Source organism: Candidatus Brachybacter algidus, from assembly GCF_016707225.1.
GTDB classification, from domain to species: Bacteria; Bacteroidota; Bacteroidia; order Chitinophagales; family Saprospiraceae; genus Parvibacillus; species Parvibacillus algidus.
Window position 1 is genome coordinate 1 of sequence record NZ_JADJID010000008.1, and the last position, 20,021, is coordinate 20,021.

The window sequence follows — 20,021 nt, forward strand, 5'->3', positions numbered from 1 at the left end:
ATTAAATCCTTGGGATGTAAAGCAGCAGTTCCGGGGCCACTCAATTTTCTTTAGCTTTTGCCGCCTTTAATCAGCTTTCTAGCATGTTCTTCCTGTTGCTCGGGGACATTAAGCTGATGCGAAGGATGCTATCCTGATAATTGATTGTTTCGATGTTGAGCTATATCTTTCAAATTATCTCCTTCAATAACCTCACTATATCTTGGCTTGTATCCCAGGATAAGCTGTTCCTGTGCTGTCATAATAATGATACATGAATCAAACTCATCTCTGCCGTAGAACAGATCTGCAAACTTTAGATAACTGTCCGACTTATCTACAGCACCTTTTTACTCGCTTGAATCTTCGGCCTGAAGGTTTTTATAGCTGAAGCTATATCATTATTTTAAGGTTGACATCCGCCATCAGGGAAATAAATTTGATCCTTATAATCTTCATTCTTAGATCCTTGAGCATCTTGCGAAGTTTTGAATTAAGATCATCATTAGAGATATTACCCATCACAAGACTGTTACTGTACTTACAAGTCTTGCATTAAGGTCATTTCGTAACTTGGCTTCAGCTTTTCTACAGCTTCAAACTGAGCATATGCCCATGTCATATTTCTTAACATTTGTGTACAACTGTCCAAGTTTATAAGTCAGTCGAGCCTTTCTTTTTTTTGTCTTTTACAAGTGGAAGAGCGGCTGTGATTTTTTGGAATAGCTCCTACAGCATTTCCACGGTCCATATCTACCATTGCTTCAGTAAGCAGGGCTTCTCTCCTTACAAAATCAAATGTACCGGCATCAGATTTGAGGCTACGGAGTATTCTGCTTCCGTCTTCCAGAATTGCCGTTGGATATATGTTTTAGCCAGCCAAAGCTGTACTTCCTGAAATACCGGTCTGTGTTTTAATATATATTTCTTAGGCTTACTAACTACTTCAGGTTCAGGTGATCCGCCCATCATCACCGTGATGGATACTGATTCCTTTGCCTCTTTTGCTTTTGCCTCGTCTTTTTTTTCTGGTCTTCTACAGCCTTTTCATAGCTTATCTATAGCAGTAACATTTCTGTCGTCCTCTTTACTTGCTTTCTTATCTCCTACTTTTTCTTTGCACTGGCTTTTTTTTCTTTGCAGCTGCCTTTTTCTTATCAGCGGCTTTTTCTTTGGCCTTTTCTTTTGAGCAGGAGTTAGTTTTTTTATTTGAAGTGGTTTTCTTAGGTGCTATTTTCTCATCATAGATTTTCATCGTTTGATTTGGGCTCACTGACTTGCGGTGAAGTTGATTTTGGAGTTGCCTTGCTTGTAGTCCCATTTCTGGCAGCTTTTTCAGCAGCTCCTCTCCTCTATTCTTTTTGTTTGTCTTCTTCCCTTTTCTTAGCAGCTTTTTTTCTTCTGCTTCGGGGACATTTTCTTCAATTTCTCCTTGGCCATTTTTTCGGCACTGTAGTTTTGAACTACGTATTTGAATGAGTTCTCCGCTTTTTCAAAGTCCTTTTTGAGAAACTGAGACTTACCCATTTGGAAATAACTATCATCTACCCAATGGCTTGCCTGATGCAGATAGATGTCCTTTTTAAGTTTTTCAATAGCCACATTAAGCGTACCTGCAGCCGTATTGCTATCTACATCAAGTAGGTAAGGATAAATGACTAGCTGATTTTGGAAGTTGTCCGGATGCTTGGCTTCTATCTGAAGAATGGCAGCATCTATGATCTCGTCAGCGTTGAAGTAGCCATTGTAATAGGCTGTCATGTTCTGGTAGGCACGACCTATGAAACCGACATCTTCCTTTTCTTTTAGGAGAGGCGCAAGAGGTCATGATGACTGCTAAAAAAGAAGAAAAAAATATTTAGATTGATTTGCCTTCAAAGTAAAAAATGCTTTATGTATAACGTAAAATCGATTCAACAGTGTATGAACGAGTATTTAACAAAATTTCGCACAAAAGTACAATTATATTTTATAAATTGGCAAAATCCAAGGCTGCTAACCAATATAGGTAGGACTAAGAGTGCTTAAAACATTTGATTCTAACGAATATTCAAAGTAGATCAATTACCATATAAATAATGCTGGACATCTTATTAATTCAAGACTTCCACCCAAAAAAGCATCTTACATCAATATTAATTTTAAAATAGATTATGCTAACTCTATGACAACTATACCCTGCTCTTGTGTCCCAACAATAAAACCTACTCCAATTTAAATTTGTAATTTCACCGCTGACTTTATCGCAAATCGTACTTCAATTAGCTTTTGAAACAAGGCATTAATAACACATGACTCAAAAACTAATTTTCAGAAATTAAAAGACAATCTTACAAAGGAGTATAAGGTAGTAATAATCGATGAAAAGTCGATGACACAAAGGTTTGCGGCTTATTACAATCCTCTAAAAGTCATTTGGATGACTGCCTTATTCGCCCTCATTATATGCATTGTTTCCGTTATTTTATTTACCCAAACCAGCCTCATAAGGTTCTTGGGGCCCTTACCAAAGTCTTTGGTAGGAGAAGACTATAAAAAATCTTGCCATTCGCATCGACAGTCTGGAAACTTTGTCCCAAGCAAGAGAACAAAGTTTAAAGCCATACAGAATTTAATTACTAGAGTCAACACAACTCCTGATATTAAAGAAGAAAAGCAAGTAGAATCCACTATTAAAAAGTGGAAATTCCAATTGAAAAGCAAAAGAAATTAAGGTACATCACGTTCCTTTGCCTGCCATGAGTTTCATCAAACCCATATCAGGGGAAATTACTTCAAAATTCGATCCAACTAGATATCATTACGGTATAGACCTTGCTGCCAAGTCCGGCTCTCCAATTCTCTCAGTAGCTTCAGGATATATATTGGCGAGCGGATATACACGTGAAAATGGTTATACTGTATGGATCATGCATCCTCAAGGTTTTTCTATCATCCTACAAACACAATTCTAAACTCAATGTGTATGTAGGTCAGTTCGTGGAACAAGCTGTGGAAATAGCCACCATCGGAAATACCGGAGAAGCCTCTACCGGTCCTCATCTTCATTTTGAATTGTGGAAAATAATGAACCAGTTGATCCTGATTTGATGATTAAACTTTAGATGGTTGGGGTTTGGAGTTTGGGGTTTGATGGCGCTTATTATATTGATAATTAACGTTATAAATATATGATTATTTAATTTCTTATATTTATTTAATAGATTTTATTTGCTCGACTTAATCATCGAAGTTTCATTCTAACCCGCCGCCGCTAGAGCTTTGTCGGGCAGGTTTCTAATTTCTAATTTCAGATTTCAGATTTCTCACTTCTACCTCAGTTCAAGTAACAACAATTCTCTTAAGCTTTATTTAAAACGCAAAAATTAAGTTTATTAAAACAATATCCATATCTACACGTTTACTCAGTAATTTTACCTAAACTTTATGGTATAATAGATACTTTTTTTATAATTTATCTAAATTTTTATACCTTTGTCCCCATTAAGAACGGTTTTTCAGATATTTATATATAATTGATTGACTATATTCGTTCTCCAAAATTAACTAACTAATGTACAATTCATTTTTAATTTGCATTTTTAAAATAAAACCATAGAAGCATGAAATTTATTCATTTTATTTTATTATTCGCAGTAATTGGAGCTACCTCCTCCTGTAAAACCGAAAAAAACTTAAAGCCGCTGAGGCTCAGTATAAGTCATTGAGTGACCAGTATGTCGCCCTTGAATCTAAATTAACTGACTGTGAAACAGCTAATAATGAAGCTGATAAAAGACGTCGGGTTTCTGATAAAGAGATCGAAGAACTTAACAAGCAGATCGCCTTCATGAGAGAAAATAACACTGCCGTACTTGGTCAGTTGAAAGACCTTTCTGTGGTAACTAGCAGCCAGGCTGAAAGTATTAAAAAATCACTTGATAATATCGGTGCTAAAGATAATTATATCCAAACTATCCAATCTGCAGCAGCGCAAGGACTCTTTAAATATGACATTGGTCATGAATTTAAAAGGTGCTATGGCAAACATGCAGGACGATGATGTACAGATCCAGGTAGAAAAAGGTATTGTAATGATCTCTCTTTCTGATAAAATGCTCTTCAAAAGCGGAAGCTATGATATTTCAGAATCAGCAAGTAATGTTCTAGGTAAAGTAGCTCAGGTATTAAACAATCAACCTGATCTTGAGATCCTTATCGAAGGACATACGGATAATGTTCCGATCGTTAAGGCAGGTATCCGCGACAACGGGATCTGAGTGCACTAAGAGCAACATCTATAGCAAGAGTACTTCAAACTAAGTATGCGATCAATCCTAAGAGAATCACTGCAGGTGGTAAGAGTGAATTTAATCCATTGACGACCAATGACACTGCTGAAGGAAGATCTATTAACAGAAGAACCAGAATCATTATCATGCCTCAGTTGGATCAATTCTTCAAACTTCTTGAAAGGAAAATGTAAATACAATTCGGACCTATCCGTAATTAACGCATAATAAATAACCGCATTGCGAGCTTTGGATCACATCCATTCCGTTAATGCGGTTTTTTTAAATTATAAAATTAACTTTGCGCCACTATGCTCATTCAGCTTTTTAAGTCAAAGATCCATCGTGCTATAATCACAGAAGCCAACCTCAACTATGTAGGTAGTATTACCATAGATGAAGATCTCATGGAGGCTGCCAACTTATTCGAAGGTGAACGCGTCCAGGTAGTGAATAATAACAATGGCGAAAGGCTGGAGACTTATGTCATCAGAGGAGAGCGAGGAACGGGTACTATATGCCTTAATGGTGCTGCTGCCCGTAAAGTGCATGTAGGAGATATAGTTATTATTATCGCCTATGGACTTTTTACTCCTGAAGAAGCTAAGCAATTTAAACCGGCAACGGTATTTCCCGATGCAAATAACAGAATAGTGTGAGCCGTCCCCGAATCAAATTTCTTGGTGATATTTTAAAGTTTTTACTTTTCCTGACTATTGGAGCTGGAATCCTTTATTGGGTGTTTAGTTCTCAAAGCAAAGCCTTTCAGGCCCAATGTGTCATAGATGGTATAGCTCCTGAGGATTGTAGCTTATTCAAAAAACTGGTTGCAGATTTCCGCTCTACCAATCCATGGTGGATGATAGCTGTGTTGATTAGTTACCAACTAAGCAATGTCGTAAGGTCCTTAAGATGGCAGATGATATGCGCTCCACTTGGTTACAAGATCAAATTCAGCAATGCATTTTGGACAATAATGCTTGGTTATTTTGCTAATTTGGGAATATCCCGTGCCGGAGAGGTAGTTAGAGGGGGTAGCCTTGCGAAATATGAAAAAATTAAGTTAGATAATGTTTTAGGAACCATTGCACTGGATAGAATACTCGATCTTGCTACCATGTCTTTGGTGATCATGCTGGCATTTTACTTTCAATACCAAGAGATCCACGATTACCTCGCTGCCAATATGAGAGACTTTGATATGGTAGCATTTTCCAAAGGTTGGATCTTTCAGTCCTTTTTGGTAGGAATTGGCCTATTTGTTTTGCTACTTATTCTGTTCAAACAAAGAATAGCACAATCAATACTATATCTGAAAATCAAGAGTTTTCTGAAAGGTATTATCGCAGGAATAAAAACTATCAAGGATATCAAGCATCCTATATTGTTTATATTTTATAGTCTGATGATATGGGTCTTCTACTTTCTGATGGCTTATTTCGCATTTTTCTCTTTTGGACCCACTGCACATCTTGGCATTATGGCCGCACTTCTCGTATTTGTCTTCGGTAGTTTTGGGATTATTATTCCTTCTCCTGGAGGTATGGGTACTTACCATGCTATGGCTATGGCCGCTCTTGCCATCTATGGCATCAAAGGTGATGATGCCTTCAGTTATGCCAATATTATGTTTTTCAATGTGCAGATCGTCACGACCATTGTATTTGGTATCCTATCGCTAATTTTGCTTCCACTTATCAATAAAAATTATCATCCGGTTCACGTCCAAATCAATCCTAATGTCATTGACTAAGATCAATTCCCTGGAAGACGCTGTATCTATGGTGAAAACATGGCAGCAATCAGGTTTTAATGTCGTTTTTACAAATGGTGTTTTTGATGTACTTCACGTGGGTCATCTTCGATACCTGAATGCTTCTAAAGCGCTAGGTGATAAATTGATAATTGCTTTAAATAGTGATGAATCTGTGAAGAAACTCAAAGGGGATAATCGCCCTATCAATACTTTGGCTGATAGAATGGAACTAATCGCCGGATTTGAACCAGTCGATCTTGTCATTTCTTTTGAGGAAGAAACTCCTTTTAATGTGATAAATGCATTAATTCCGGATGTCATTACAAAAGGTGGCGATTACACTCCGGATACAGTCGTTGGCGCCGATATAGTAACTGAAAACGGCGGGGAAGTCATTATTATTAATTTTGAAGAGGGATATTCTTCGACATCTATTATTGAGAAACTGTAAATAGAAATCAGTCGTCAGTGATCAGTCGTCAGTTGACAGCGCCGATTGATGATTACCACGAACTCCAAACTATTCTTCGTAAAACATCATTTTATCATACCCGTAATCATTCTAATTTCATTTTTCTAACTTGTAATTTTTAAATCTGTGAAATCCTTTAATCCGTTTAATCCGTGGTTCAGACAAATGAGTGATCGGGTGATAAGAGCAAGCTTTACTTCGATATGCTAATTTAAGTCAATTATTGAACGATGGATATTTGAATTAAATGATGTCGTTTACAGTAATCATTCTAATTTCATATTTCTAACTTCTAATTTTTAAATCAGTGAAATCCTTTAATCCGTTTAATCAGTGGTTCAGACAAATGAGTGATCGAGTGATAAGAGCAAGCTTTACTTCGACATGCTAATTTAAGTCAATTATTGAACAATGGTTATTTGAATTAAATAATGTCGTTTACCCGTAATCATTCTAATTTCATATTTCTAACTTCTAATTTTAAAATCAGTATAATCAGAAAAATCATTCAATCAGTGGTTCAGACAAATGAGTGATCGAGTGATAAGAGCAAGCTTTACTTCGATATGTTACTTTAAGTCGATTATTGAACAATGGATATTTGAATTAAATAATGTCGTTTACAGTAATCATTCTAATTTCATATTTCTAATTTCTAATTTTTAAATCAGTGAAATCCTTTAATCCGTTTAATCAGTGGTTCAGACGAATGGGCAATCGACAATGGCACTCCCCCAATATTCACCTCACCTTCAACATCTTCCTACACACTCTATTTTAGCTAAATTCATTATTTTGACAAAGCCCTCCACTTAGTAACAGAAATATTTTACTTTTGCACCCTCAAACAAACATTATTATCATGGCACATCAATATATCAAAGACCTCCAGTGTACACGAAGGGAAGAAAGTCCAACTCAAAGGTTGGGCATCAAATATCCGCTCAGGAAAAGGTATTTTCTTTATTCTGATGCGCGATGGTTCAGGCTATTGCCAGGCAGTAGTAAGTCAGGACGGCGTGAGTGCAGAAGCATTTGAAGAGGCATCCAGTCTAACTCAGGAAAGCTCTTTCTGGGTGGAAGGCAATGTCATTAAAGACGAAAAGCAAATAGGTGGTTACGAGATCCAGGTTACTGACATGGGCGTGTATAGTATTGCCTTAGAATATCCTATTTCCAACAAGGAACACGGAGTTACATTTCTTTCCAACAATCGCCACCTGTGGCTGAGATCACGTCGTCAATGGGCCATCATGCGCATTCGAAACGAGATCATCATGGGAATACATGATTTCTTTCAGAAAGATGGATATGTCCAGATGGACGCACCAATCTTTACCGGTAGTGCCGTAGAAGGAACGACGACTTTGTTTGAAACTGATTTTTTTGGCCAACCGGCATATTTGTCTCAGTCCGGCCAACTTTATGGTGAAGCTATGGCTATGGCTATGGGTAAAATCTACACTTTCGGTCCGACTTTCCGTGCTGAGAAATCTGATACTCCACGGCACCTTTCTGAGTTTTGGATGATAGAGCCGGAAATCGCTTTTGCTGATCTGGATATGAACATGGAAGTCATCGAAGCATTTATCAAAAGTGTCGTAAGCAGGATCATTGAAAAATGTCCGGAAGAACTTGCCATTCTTGAAAGAGATGTTGACAGATTGAAAAACGTACTTCAACCATTCCCAAGAGTCACGCACAATGATGCTGCCAAGATCCTTCGTGGCGAACTGGAAGTCAATGGCAAAAATGCCTTGAAAGTTCAGGAAGAAGACCTTAAGAATGCTCATGAGCAACTTGCAGTAGTGCAGGCTGAAATCGCAGAGCGGGAAGAAAAAATTAAAACTGCCAGCAAGGGCGAACGTAAGTTTAACGAAGGAAAGATCATCCAGCTGCGCAAAGATGTAGAAATACTTACTGAAAAAACTAGAAACATCCCGGGTTGGATCGAATCTGCCCGCAATTTCAGTGATGACGAGGACTTTGGAAACAGTGATGAGACGGTATTGACCAGAGTATTTGATGCTCCTGTGATGGTCTATAACTGGCCCGCAAAGATCAAATCTTTCTACATGAAAGAAGTGGATGGTAATCCTGATCTTGTAAAAGGTGTCGACTTACTCGCACCGGACGGATATGGGGAGATCATCGGTGGTTCAGAAAGAGAGACAGACATCAATGTGCTGTTAAGAAAGATCGCTGAACACGAATTACCACTTGAAGCATTTGAGTGGTATCTCGATCTTCGCAGATTTGGTTCTGTTCCTCATGCCGGTTTCGGTTTAGGATTAGAAAGAGTGGTAAGATGGGTTTGTGGTCTAGATCACATGCGCGAGACAATACCCTTCCCGAGAAGATATGGTAGGTTATTTCCGTAGATGAGAAATTAGAAGTTAGAAGGCAGAAATTAGAAGTCAGAAATTAGAAGTCAGAAATTAGAAGTTAGTTGATATATAGCGCTTGGCTTCCAATATCAAAGACGTAACTCGAGAAATATGGAACGCAGATGACGCAGATATTCATGATCAATTATGGCATATAATTTTGGTGAGCGAATTCCCCTTTGTAGGGCAGAGTCATTCACTTCTATTTTATCGTTATGTGTATAATGTTAAATATCAATGTTTTAAAAAGAAGATGAAAAAAAGTCGCAACTTCCCCTCTGGCCAGAGGGGTGGCGGCAGCCGGGGTGTCAATTCTTGCAATGCTTCTGTTGTTTTAAGAAACAATTAGAACTTAATCTAAAATAATTTAGATATATAGAATAAATTAGAAAGCCAAAAAATTAACGACTCCAGTAGATTTGACACGCAATATCAAATTTCATCACTTTTGAATTTCTGAACTTATTATGAAAATTAAAAACTATTTTTTGCTTTTAATTATATTTTTGGCAAAGACATCTATTTTTTGTCAAAGTGAAAACCAATTTACATTATGTCATATTGATGCTCGTTTTTATAAGTTTAATAGGAATATAACAGTTGGATTAAAAGAAAGGGAATTAAAAAACTATTCTACTTCTTATAATCTTAGGTTTAAAAAGGCTTTTGAAGCTGTTTTGAATGAAAATGATTATCAGAATATTAAAAATATTTCAGATAACAATTATTCGGATCTAAGCAAGTTGGATAGCATCTCAGACTTTCTTTATACAGCATATACAAATTATATCCAAACTCATAAATATAGTGAAAAGAGGGCGGAAAGAATAAAACCTACCCCTCAATATATTCTGGATCTACTTAAACATTTTGGCGATAAATACGATATTGATCACTTAGGCATTATTAAAGCAGAAGGATTTGTCAAAGAAAAACCTGATATGACAGGAGAATTTGATGTGAATGCTAGAGGTTACATTTATTTTAAAGGTTACGATTTAGACGTGGAAACTGGCAGAATATTATTTGTATTTTGGGAGGCTCACCCACGGCAATCATCTGTAAGTATGTCGAATAATCCTCAACAAAAACTTGATGTACTAACGGATAGAATAATTGAAACAATGACCCGAAAATATATGTTTGAATTTTCAAAATTATGGGAAAAGAGGAAAACTCCACAATGGAAAACGTGAAAAATAGCATGAAAGTCATGTCTATCCTACTTGCTTTAATTTTATTATAAATATTTACAAACTTTATCAATAATCTCTCCGCAATCAATCTAATTAAGTTACTCAATTGACTTCCCGCCTAACTATAAACTTATCATTTATAATTTAACGTGAATAATGGATAAGAAAAAAGGCTAAATATTATAAAAATAGGAGAATATTTAATATATTAGTGTCTGACAAACAACAATATAAATCAAATAATTCTCCTATGGATAAGCACAAAGTTATAGAAATTTTCATTACTGTTGACGATTTTTGCAAGGATTTGATGAAATTGAGTGCAAAAGGGCTATTTCAACTGGAAATAAGAAATTCAGAAATAGAAAATCATCATTGTGTCTATCAGAAAAGATGACGATTTACATTTGCTTTCATTTGAGTTCTTATACCAATTTTAAAAGATACTATAATGAATTGGTTTTAGTTCATTGGAGAGATCTGTTTCCTGGATTGGTTACATATGAGCGATTTAATCAGACACAAAACCGACTTTTTGTTCCATTGTTGATGTTTTTGAAAGACAGATGTTTGGGAGCATGCACCGGAATTAGCTTTATTGACTCAACAACCTTAAATGTTTGTCACATAAAAAGAGAAAAGCAGAACAAGGTTTTCAAAGGTTTTGCGACTAAATCTAAAAGCACAATGGGCTGGTTTTTTGGGTTTAAACTTCACCTGATCATTAATGACAAAGGTGAGTTGTTGAACTTCTACCTGTCCAAGGCAAATGTAGATGACAGGAATCAAGACATTCTCTCCGTAATGGTAAAAGAAGTTTTCGGAAAACTCTTCGGCGACAGAGGATATATATCTGACAAACTAGCCCAATTCCTATGGAATGATGGTGTAGACTTGATCTTTAAAAGACGTAAAAACATGAAGTCTATGAACTTATCTGATAACGATAAGGTGCTGCTGAGAAAACGAGCACTAATAGAATGTGTCAATGACGAATTGAAAAACCAATGTAACATACAGCACACCAGACATAGAGCTCTGCAAGGATTTTTGAACAATGCGATTTCTGCTCTCTGTGCATATCATTTCTTTCCTAAAAAACCTAGCATTAAATTAAGCACAACCGAACTCTCTAAAGAGGTATATTTGAATGTTGCTTAACCATTATTCACGTTAATTTACAATTCCAAATATGTCCTATTGCAACGCCATCCTCATCATGACAGGAGACAAAAAAAAACTCCACAAAGCCTATCACGATAAATTATATGGATTTCCGATACACAATGATGATGAATTATTCTGTCGGCTTGTGTTGGAAATTAATCAGGCGGGCCTAAGTTGGGAGACGATCCTAAAAAAAGAATCAACTTTCAGAGCAGCATATGACAATTTTTCAATTAACATAGTAGCTAAATATACCGAAGATGATAGAGCGCGACTCTTAAGTGATGCCGGCATCATTAGAAATCGTCTGAAGGTAAATGCTGCTATTGAAAACGCAAAATCAATCCTGGAGATCCAAAAATCTCATGGTTCATTCGAAGCCTGGTTGGATCATCATCACCCTTTGACAAAAGAAGAGTGGGTTAAAATTTTCAAAAAAACATTCAAATTTACCGGAGGTGAGATTGTCAACGAATTTTTGATGAGCACGGGATATTTACCCGGTGCCCATGCACATAATTGTATGGTATATCAGGAAGTAGTAAATTCAAATCCTAAATTTCTGGAGATATAAAAAAGGCCATGATGCTGTGCATCATGACCAAATAATATGAGTTCTTTTCCAAAATTATTTACGGCTTTTCTACTTTACCCATGAATAAATAGGCTCCTGTGGCTTTTTCATAAACTAACATTACGAATGGCCTGTCAAAACCAACATATTCAGGAAGGGAAGTTACTCCTACTCCAATAGTAGTGACCGCAGCACCCTCCATACCGGATTCATCCATCTTCATAAAGACATCATGAAGCGCTCTTGTCAGTATTATTTGGTTGGTGGCAGTACCCATCTTTGTGAAGTCCGCTTGTTCTCCGAAGGCTGTTTTGATATTCATATCCTGAAGAATATTTTTAAGGTCATATTTCATCAATAATTCCATTTTGGGAAGTCCGATCATCAAGTCTCTTTTCACTGCATTTTCTGTCATTTTAGTAACACCTGCAGTACTCATTTGACTTATGTAATCAATCACTCCAAGCTGCTCAGGTAAGATGAAAACAGCTTCCAGTTTGCCTCCAGCCATCGGCATGACAATCGTTTTCTCTGCATCAGATTTGTAATAAGCAATATCCGCTCTTTGGTTCATCAATTGCATTGGATGAACTGCATTTTTCGAATCTTTAAATTCTGCTGCATAAGTTGCCCTTTCATCGAATGGTTGATCCCATGTGGCCTTCATGTATAACGCATTTATCAAAAACATAAATTCATCATCCTGGATATTATCAAGGACTTTAGGTATTCTGCCATTGGTCTTTTCTGAGACCCAGCTATTAATTTCTTTAAGGCTATTGTCCACCTCTTTAAAATTAAGTTGCTGCAATTTTGATTGGTAAGATTCTGTTAGAACACCCTTGTAATTATCGTTCATTTGGAATTTTGATGCATCAAAGAATACACCATTAGATATTCCAATTTTATAATTTTTACTTTCTCCAATTATATTGGAAGTGATCGCTTTTAAATTGGCATTTACATCCTTGAGTTGTTCGGATGGTGCTCCAAGTACCTTCATAAGTTCATCCAAAGTCACCCCAGAAGCACCATTTGCAGACATTCCTATCGCATATTGTATGCTTAATGGGGAGATGATAACGTTTTTATCTGCATCCTCAGTTAGAACCGATTGTTTAAATAATTCAATAGCGCCGGATTGCAAATCACCTGTCAACTTGCTATTCACGATCAAAGGTGTTTTGATGTTATCGACATTCTTGTCGCATGAAACCAAAATAATTGCGAACAGTAAAAAAAGTAAATTTCTCATATTTCTGTATTTATCCTATTAAAACGAAATAATTAGAAATGAAGTTGGAATAAGTCTAATTTATTTACCAATTGTTTTTTAAAAGCACGGTATTATTTCACCAATTGACACCCCGGCTTCGCCACCCCCGCCTATTCACGCGGGCAAGCATCTGCCAGAGGGGAAGTTGCGACTTTTTTCATCTTCTTTTGGAATCATTGATATTCAAAATTAAACATAAATATTAAATAGAAATGAATGTCGCTGCCCTCAAAAGGGGAAACATCAATGTTTTGTCATTGCTTTTAATATTAATTATCTTAGACTTTTTCCAATTTAGATAGTTGGATTCATTCACTGGACACAACAATCAAAGTTTAATTTTAATTTCTAATTTCTTCCTTCTAATTTCTAATTTCTTCCTTCTAATTTCTAACTTCTAACTTCTAATTTCTAATTTCTACCTTCTAATTTAGTAAAAGCAATCCTTTTAGGATTTTATATCAACCACGGAAACTTGGGTTAGAGATTAAATCTTATTAACCTCATTCATGAATTCATTTCTTCTCCTTCTAGATAATGGTACCTGCGAATTATCTGACATGATAATAATTCCTTCATTTAAATATTTAGATATATGTTTTTTATTAATTAAATGCGATTTATGCACATCTAAAAATCCATACTTAGATAACAATTCTCTAAATACACCCAGGTTGTAAGAACTTAATAGGGAGGTATTATTTTTTAAATGAATTTTTGTGTATTTCTGCCATCCTTCGCATCGAATGATGTTATATATTTCGATATAATCATAGTAATTAGAACCCGGTATTGGTACTTTAACATTCTGGTCAATGCTTTCCTCACTTCGCTGCAACAATTCTTCATATTGACGGATTTTTTGTTTATTTCCAATCTTCGACTTTGCTTTAAGAATCGCATTCAACAGGTCTTTTGATTTGATTGGCTTTAACAGATAATCAATTGCATCCATCTTTAAAGCTTCTATGCCATACTCGCTATGACCTGTCACGAATATCACTTCAAAATCCACCGTTTCGAATCTTTTCATCATTTCGAGCCCACTTTCATTGGGCATAGTGATGTCCAGAAATACAATATCAGGGTTAATTGCTTTGATCAGATTATATCCATCTTCCGCATTAGATGCCTGTCCGACTATCTTGACATCCTTGTCAAGTTTACCAACCTTGATTGAAATTACTTCTCTGAGATTGGCCTCATCATCAATTATTACTGCTTTGAATTCCATTGTTTCTATTTAGAAAAGTATTCATATCATGAAATGTAATGACGACTTGCGTTCCCGAATCTGGTACTCCCTCTGATAAGTCACTTGTTTCAATTTTTACATTAAAATAATTTGTTTCATTCAGAGTATCTACCCTTTCTTTCACTATTTGTGTTCCACGTGATTTATGACTTTTTACCCGAGTTGATGACTTTATCCTGCCGATTCCATTGTCTTTAATAATAAAAGAAAGGACATCCCTTTCCAGCATTTTAATTGTTAATTCAAGTTTCCCTTTTCTTTCTGCCAAATTATTCAATCCGTGATTAATGGCATTTTCGATGAATGGTTGAGTAAGCATAGGTGGAATGTTGAATTCAGGATTTACGTCTTTTCCGACATTAATTTCAAAATCAAATTTATTATTAAATCTGATCTGCTCTAATCCGATATATAAAGTTAATAATTTAATTTCATGACTTACAGGAATAAATTTATTATGGGAAGACTCTAGAATCATCCGCATTAGTTGTGCAAAATCTGACAAATAATCATCCGCTTTATCAATGTTTTCAGTTTGAATATAATATTGGATCGAGCCAAGCGCATTAAATAGAAAATGTGGATTCATTTGCGACTGCAAAGCTTCCAATTCAAGAATGGAGATTTTAGCCTTGATTGCGTTTTCTTTTTGCCTTATGTTTTTCTTACGTAAGGAAATAATTTGAACTAATAAAAAAATTATTAAAGACAGAGCAGCAGCAATAATAATTCTTGTATAATCGCGAATAATTTCAAAATTGAATTTATCAAATCTATCCGTATTTGGAAAATTAATATTCATTAAATAGCTTCCAGGTTCTGCCTTAGATACAAAGATTGTATTTGGTTTTGTAGTGATCGTTAGTTTTTCGGAACTGATGATATTTGGTGGAAAATTGTCAAATAAATTATAAATATAATCCGGTTTAAAATAATTAATTTCCATATTAATAAAATTACTCTTAAAAGAAAAGTCCTTTAATACTTCTATTTTATTCGGATATTTAACCTGAACCTGATTAATAAAAAAACCATGTGATTTTTTCCATTGTAGCACTTTTTCCGGGTTCATAACTACCATGCCATTTACCGTACCAAAATATAAAAATCCATTTTCATCTATTGTATATGCCTTGGTATTCATTTCCTTATTAGGAAGTCCATCCTGCTGATATATGACTGAAATTATTGTATAATCAGCATTAATTACCGTGATACCGTTAAAAGTAGGCAGCCAACAATTACCTTTTAGATCTTTTATTATTCCCACTACCTTATTGTCAGATAATCCATCTCCTGTCATCAAATGTCTTTCCACTTCATATGTTCCAGCATCCAGCACATACAGACCGCCACCCAAAGAACCCAGTAAGATTTTATCATTATATCTGTTAATCACATTAATTCGAGAATATTGAATGAATTTTTTTTCATCCGTTTGGAGGGCATCAACTTTTGATATTTGTTTAAAATTACTATCCAATATATAAAGGCCATCCATTGCTCCTACAAAATAGGTATTGGTGTGATTATCATAATAAACGGTATTTATTCGCGCAGCTGTTGTTAGTAGTATTTTACTTTTTTTTGTTATTAAATTATACGCTGCCAATATTCCATTTTGATTCTCCGGTTCTTCACCACAAATCAGTATTTCACCCTTCTCATCAATTATAAAATCATTTATCAAAAAGGGTATAGTATGTTTTTCGAAAACTTCTTTTTTAGGATCAATTTTGAACAAATAACATTCCGGACCCTCTGAATATGCAAATTCAAAAAAGTGCCCGCTTTTAGTATCATAATATATTTTACCATTATTAATAAATCCCTGACCTCCGTTTTCTTTTGAAAACAAAACTTTTTTTCTTCCCGTTTTTGTATCTAAATATATCAGATCTTGGTTCTCCGGAGTGAAAAGTATTTTACCCTCACCGTCACTTGCTATTCCCGAAATAACAGAACCAAAAGTTTCATCCTTAAGATAAGGCCTAAGATTGTAGAACTTTGCTCCATCCCGCAGTAGACCTTTGACTAGCAATCCATGATGTCCTGCCATCATCCACATAAAGTTTACGTCATCTGTGTAGACATCTTTAGATATTTTGACATCCTCTGACAATGTTTTGAAAGTTACACATTTTAGAGCTTTATCAACGATGTAGAAACTATCTACAAATCGCGGGAATGTGCCATATCCTGCTATCAAGTTTCCCTTTTTATCAGTTTTAAGGATACGGCAATCTGAGTCATCTTTCTTTATTTTAAATATATCCTTAAAAGCACCATTTTTATAAACAGCAATTGATTTCTCTGTTGCTAAAAATATTGTTCCTTGATTGTTGATGATACTCCCTTTACTATCGGGAATAATTGTCATCCCTTTCTTCCCTTTTAGTAATATGCCGTTTTTTGTTTGAATTACAAATTCTCCGTTAACCCGGCATACATTCTCAGGTTTCTCCTTGATTGAATATAATTTTTTATATGCGACCTTTTGCTTCCAATCCACCACATAAATTACATAACTATCTTTCTCTCTACTAACACCAAAGATTTCATTTCCCGATACGATGTATTCCATTGGAACCTTACTCTCAATAGCTGATAAGACAATGCTTCCAGGATCGATATAGAGCAATGCTTTATTTTCTTCACACCTGACTAAAATTTTGCCGTTGGGGCTTATAGATAGGGATTTTAAACTGGAGGGGTCTATGATATATTTAAATAGATTGCTGGTATTTACGGACACAAATTCTCTGCCATCATATCGCATTATACCGACATCTGTAGACACATAAAAGAATCCAAAAGAATCACGGACCACCAGATTGGCTTCTCTGTCATTCAATCCCTGTTCTTTCCGAAGTAAAACCTTTGAAACCAGCGTTTGTCCTGTTGAATCCAATGCTACAGCACAAAATATGACGACGATGATTAATTGAATTAATATTTTCAATGAAAGATATTTACTTGATGCTAATATACTTTAAAAACCATTGGATGGTTAGCAAAATATTAAAATGTTGAACAGTAATTTCAATATTCATTAAAAAGAATGAAAGTGGAAGGTGAATAAAAAAAACTGCTCAATTGCATAGTGTGATTGCAATTGAGCAAAGTGATTTCCGTTTTAGTGATGCTTAAGTGTGTTCAATTTTTTCAAATGATGACCAGAGATTAAAAGGTAAACTAATTAGTAAGTGTGTCAATTTTTTAGTTACTACCGTAGAAATCAATTTTCAATTGAGCCCAATTAAAAACAAACAACTGATTTGTAAATCAATGTTCTACACAAATATGATTTGTTTTAAATAAATAAGCTGGAGTTTCGGACTAAGTGTCAATCTCGTCTGACTATCGGTAATTTTGAGCAATATTTATTGCTATATAATATTGATTTATACCGATTTCCCTTCACATGTCAAGTCAAAAATTTCGAAAATATAACTTTTAAGTTACCTTGGCATTTCTTAATATCCTTGAAAAAATACCGGGTACAAATCGCTTTAAATAAATAGCAAGGATCTCCTTGCCGCCGATATATATTTCCTCTTTTTGGTTTGCAATACCTTTGACAGCTATTTTAGCAAGTTTGGATGGCTCCATACCACTGTCTGTTTTTTCATCCATTTTATTCTGTGCTTGTCCATCACCGGTGACAGCAGAAAGAGAAATATTTGTCCTTATGAATCCAGGGCAGATGATGGTTACTTTAATTTTTTCATTAAATAATTCCGCTCTAAGACTGTCAAAATATCCATGTAATGCATGTTTACTTGCCGCATAAGAGGTCCTTTTAGGGCTTCCAATGATGCCAACCAGACTTGTGATGACGGCTATTTGCCCTCCCCCTTTTTCAATCATTTGAGGCAGTAAGGCTTTGGTAAGATTCACTGTTCCAAAATAATTTATGTCAAAAATTTTCCTGGCTACTCCATCTTGGGTTTCGATAGCTGCTGAACGTTGGCTGATGCCCCCATTATTGACAAGAATATCCAGGGGTGTATTTTTAACTCTGAGATGAGCCACCGCGCCTGTGATGGAGGTAGGATCCGATAAGTCTATAGATTGAATTATGGCCTTTATATTTGGGTTGCATTTTCCGGCAGTGACCTCCAGTTCCGCTATATTTCTGCTCAGTAGCACCAGATTGCAGCCATGATATGAAAATTCTATAGCTAGTGCTCTTCCTATGCCTGAAGAAGCTCCCGTGATCCAAACCCATTTATCTTTGATGTCCATGTCCTTTTTCTTGTGTCTTGCAAATATGCAAATTCCGGACTTAATAATCAGCAATTTTTGATAAGTGATGGGTTATCAGAGGTTAGTGGTCAGTAATTAGTGGTCAGTGGTCAGTAATCGGTAATCGGTAATGAGTAATGATTAATGGGTAATGGAAAATGAGTAATCAGATTTATCAATTTTCCACATCGAAGCCATCAGCCATCCGCCAATAGCCAATAGCCATTAACTTTATTCCTTAATCTTTAAGCATCAAATTAGATCAAAAAGCACCTCCCATTCTCTGTCTCATTTTCAATTTTCAATTTTCCATTTTCAATTAAACCCTCTATTTTGGAAACAAATTAATCAATTTTCCAGAACAAAGCCATCAGCCATCAGCCATCAGCTATAAGCCCAAAATTAGATTATACAGTACCTCCCATTCTCCGCCTCATTTTCAATTTTCCATTTTCAATTAACCCCCCCCTTTTGGAAACAAATTAATCAATTTTCCAGAACAAAGCCATCAGCCATCAGCCATCAGCCATCAGCCATCAGCTATAAGCCCTCAGCTATTACCCATCATCCCCCTCACGGCATATACAGCGTATCCCTCCTAATCTTAAATCCTGTAAAAATACCAATTGGCTTACTGATTCCTGATACATTTGATTTGATCTGACCTGGTTGGCCAAAAGGATTGCCATTGGCAGAGTTGGCATTACTTTTGCTGGAAGAAAAGTCGTTGTATTCTTTAGTGACATGGATTAATGTGAATATTAAAGTATCTCCAACCACAGACTTTTTATCCTCCCTTTCATAAAAGGTACCGTATGCTACCGATTCTGTGTCATTGATCTTATCATCAGTAGTATAGTCCTGCTGTGCAGCGCTATCCAAGGATGATACATGGATCATTCTTCGATAAAAGTCTAACGTATTCCTGTCATCTTGATGGTAGATGAATATGGTTGCTCTGGTTTTATTCTGATTGGCATATTCCACCTTGGTGCTATCGATTCGGACCAACGTAGGAATGATTGTCGAAGCTGTGATTGTACTTCCATCAGCAAGAGTAACGAGCAATTCAAATGTCGAATTGCTATCATCAGGAACGATTTCCTGCGCACTATAATTGGAGATCTGACCATTGTCAGGATTAAATGTTAGGGTCTCCTGGAGTTGAATTGTATCATTATTGTAAATGATTTTGACATCAGCTCCTTTCAATAGTAATGATTCAAGATAGGCCGCCGGATTATCTATCGTCAGAGGATCAAAGAAGCTATTGCTCTTAGTTAGTAAGAGTTGATATCGTTCACCGGGGATAAGGTAACATTCTACCACAGGCTGCGAACCATAGACTGTTAGATTTATGTCTACTTCTTTACTAAGATTGCAAGAAACTAGTGTCATTAGCGACAAGCAAAATATAATTAGATTTTTCATTACTATTTC

The 20,021-nt window shown here is 35.7% G+C and carries 20 protein-coding genes and 1 pseudogene; 13 read left to right on the forward strand and 8 right to left on the reverse strand.

Translation table 11 applies throughout. The features are described from left to right. Window positions 1–765: 765 nt before the first annotated feature. From IPI15_RS18245 to IPI15_RS18255, 3 genes are all read right to left on the reverse strand, one after another. Window positions 766–948, reverse strand: coding sequence for a hypothetical protein (locus IPI15_RS18245; protein WP_287421682.1), 183 nt, complete (start codon window positions 946–948; stop codon window positions 766–768). 130 nt (window positions 949–1,078) lie between these two features. Further along, window positions 1,079–1,234, reverse strand: a complete 156-nt coding sequence (locus IPI15_RS18250) for a hypothetical protein (protein WP_287421683.1) — start codon at window positions 1,232–1,234, stop codon at window positions 1,079–1,081. A gap of 128 nt (window positions 1,235–1,362) precedes the next feature. Beyond that, the gene (locus IPI15_RS18255; protein WP_287421684.1) at window positions 1,363–1,740 is read right to left on the reverse strand and encodes a tetratricopeptide repeat protein; all 378 of its coding nucleotides are present in this window, start codon (window positions 1,738–1,740) and stop codon (window positions 1,363–1,365) included. A 658-nt stretch (window positions 1,741–2,398) separates the two neighbouring features. Between IPI15_RS18255 and IPI15_RS18260 the strand changes: the two genes are divergently transcribed. The 13 genes and pseudogenes from IPI15_RS18260 (at window position 2,399) to IPI15_RS18310 (ending at window position 11,802) form a co-directional block, all read left to right on the forward strand. Further along, a complete protein-coding gene (locus IPI15_RS18260; RefSeq protein WP_287421685.1) occupies window positions 2,399–2,692 on the forward strand; it encodes a hypothetical protein in 294 nt (97 codons plus the stop codon). Between the two features lie 25 nt (window positions 2,693–2,717). Continuing rightward, entirely contained in the window at window positions 2,718–2,933 is a 216-nt protein-coding gene (locus IPI15_RS18265) for a M23 family metallopeptidase (protein WP_287421686.1), read from the forward strand. Then, window positions 2,869–3,069 carry a M23 family metallopeptidase gene (locus IPI15_RS20035; RefSeq protein WP_353845330.1) on the forward strand — a complete coding sequence of 67 codons (201 nt, stop codon included), beginning with the start codon at window positions 2,869–2,871 and terminating at the stop codon, window positions 3,067–3,069. Before IPI15_RS18265 ends, IPI15_RS20035 begins: the two co-directional genes overlap by 65 nt. Before the next feature lie 613 nt (window positions 3,070–3,682). Beyond that, complete coding sequence (locus tag IPI15_RS18270) at window positions 3,683–4,021, forward strand: hypothetical protein (protein ID WP_287421687.1); 339 nt, start codon at window positions 3,683–3,685, stop codon at window positions 4,019–4,021. Next, window positions 3,999–4,238, forward strand: a complete 240-nt coding sequence (locus tag IPI15_RS18275; RefSeq protein WP_287421688.1) for an OmpA/MotB family protein — start codon at window positions 3,999–4,001, stop codon at window positions 4,236–4,238. The genes IPI15_RS18270 and IPI15_RS18275 overlap by 23 nt, the downstream gene beginning before the upstream one ends. 20 nt (window positions 4,239–4,258) lie before the next feature. Then, window positions 4,259–4,444, forward strand: a complete 186-nt coding sequence (locus IPI15_RS20040) for a hypothetical protein (RefSeq protein WP_353845331.1) — start codon at window positions 4,259–4,261, stop codon at window positions 4,442–4,444. A 117-nt stretch (window positions 4,445–4,561) separates the two neighbouring features. Next, window positions 4,562–4,909, forward strand: a complete 348-nt coding sequence (gene panD, locus IPI15_RS18280) for an aspartate 1-decarboxylase (RefSeq protein WP_287405345.1) — start codon at window positions 4,562–4,564, stop codon at window positions 4,907–4,909. Then, the gene (locus tag IPI15_RS18285) at window positions 4,906–6,003 is read left to right on the forward strand and encodes a lysylphosphatidylglycerol synthase transmembrane domain-containing protein (protein WP_287405344.1); all 1,098 of its coding nucleotides are present in this window, start codon (window positions 4,906–4,908) and stop codon (window positions 6,001–6,003) included. Before panD ends, IPI15_RS18285 begins: the two co-directional genes overlap by 4 nt. Further along, entirely contained in the window at window positions 5,990–6,457 is a 468-nt protein-coding gene (rfaE2, locus tag IPI15_RS18290; RefSeq protein WP_287421689.1) for a D-glycero-beta-D-manno-heptose 1-phosphate adenylyltransferase, read from the forward strand. Before IPI15_RS18285 ends, rfaE2 begins: the two co-directional genes overlap by 14 nt. Before the next feature lie 992 nt (window positions 6,458–7,449). After that, window positions 7,450–8,859 (forward strand): asparagine--tRNA ligase, encoded by a 1,410-nt coding sequence (locus IPI15_RS18295; RefSeq protein ID WP_287421690.1) that lies wholly within the window; start codon window positions 7,450–7,452, stop codon window positions 8,857–8,859. A 473-nt stretch (window positions 8,860–9,332) separates the two neighbouring features. Continuing rightward, the gene (locus IPI15_RS18300) at window positions 9,333–10,061 is read left to right on the forward strand and encodes a hypothetical protein (RefSeq protein WP_287421691.1); all 729 of its coding nucleotides are present in this window, start codon (window positions 9,333–9,335) and stop codon (window positions 10,059–10,061) included. Between the two features lie 250 nt (window positions 10,062–10,311). Continuing rightward, window positions 10,312–11,222 (forward strand): annotated as a pseudogene (locus tag IPI15_RS18305) (IS982 family transposase). 31 nt (window positions 11,223–11,253) lie between these two features. Beyond that, window positions 11,254–11,802: a DNA-3-methyladenine glycosylase I gene (locus tag IPI15_RS18310; protein ID WP_287405338.1), complete on the forward strand. Its 549-nt coding sequence runs from the start codon at window positions 11,254–11,256 to the stop codon at window positions 11,800–11,802. A gap of 58 nt (window positions 11,803–11,860) precedes the next feature. Here the strand turns inward: IPI15_RS18310 and IPI15_RS18315 are convergent, their stop codons facing one another. The 5 genes from IPI15_RS18315 to IPI15_RS18335 all read right to left on the reverse strand — a co-directional run bounded on the left by IPI15_RS18315 (window position 11,861) and on the right by IPI15_RS18335 (window position 20,012). After that, window positions 11,861–13,057, reverse strand: coding sequence for a serpin family protein (locus IPI15_RS18315; RefSeq protein ID WP_287405337.1), 1,197 nt, complete (start codon window positions 13,055–13,057; stop codon window positions 11,861–11,863). A gap of 508 nt (window positions 13,058–13,565) precedes the next feature. Continuing rightward, a complete protein-coding gene (locus IPI15_RS18320; protein ID WP_287405336.1) occupies window positions 13,566–14,312 on the reverse strand; it encodes a LytR/AlgR family response regulator transcription factor in 747 nt (248 codons plus the stop codon). Then, window positions 14,287–17,295: a sensor histidine kinase gene (locus IPI15_RS18325; protein WP_287421693.1), complete on the reverse strand. Its 3,009-nt coding sequence runs from the start codon at window positions 17,293–17,295 to the stop codon at window positions 14,287–14,289. Before IPI15_RS18325 ends, IPI15_RS18320 begins: the two co-directional genes overlap by 26 nt. Window positions 17,296–17,789: 494 nt before the next feature. Beyond that, entirely contained in the window at window positions 17,790–18,635 is an 846-nt protein-coding gene (locus IPI15_RS18330; RefSeq protein WP_287405334.1) for an SDR family oxidoreductase, read from the reverse strand. Between the two features lie 519 nt (window positions 18,636–19,154). Beyond that, entirely contained in the window at window positions 19,155–20,012 is an 858-nt protein-coding gene (locus tag IPI15_RS18335) for a DUF4249 domain-containing protein (protein ID WP_287405333.1), read from the reverse strand. Between the last annotated feature and the right edge of the window lie 9 nt (window positions 20,013–20,021).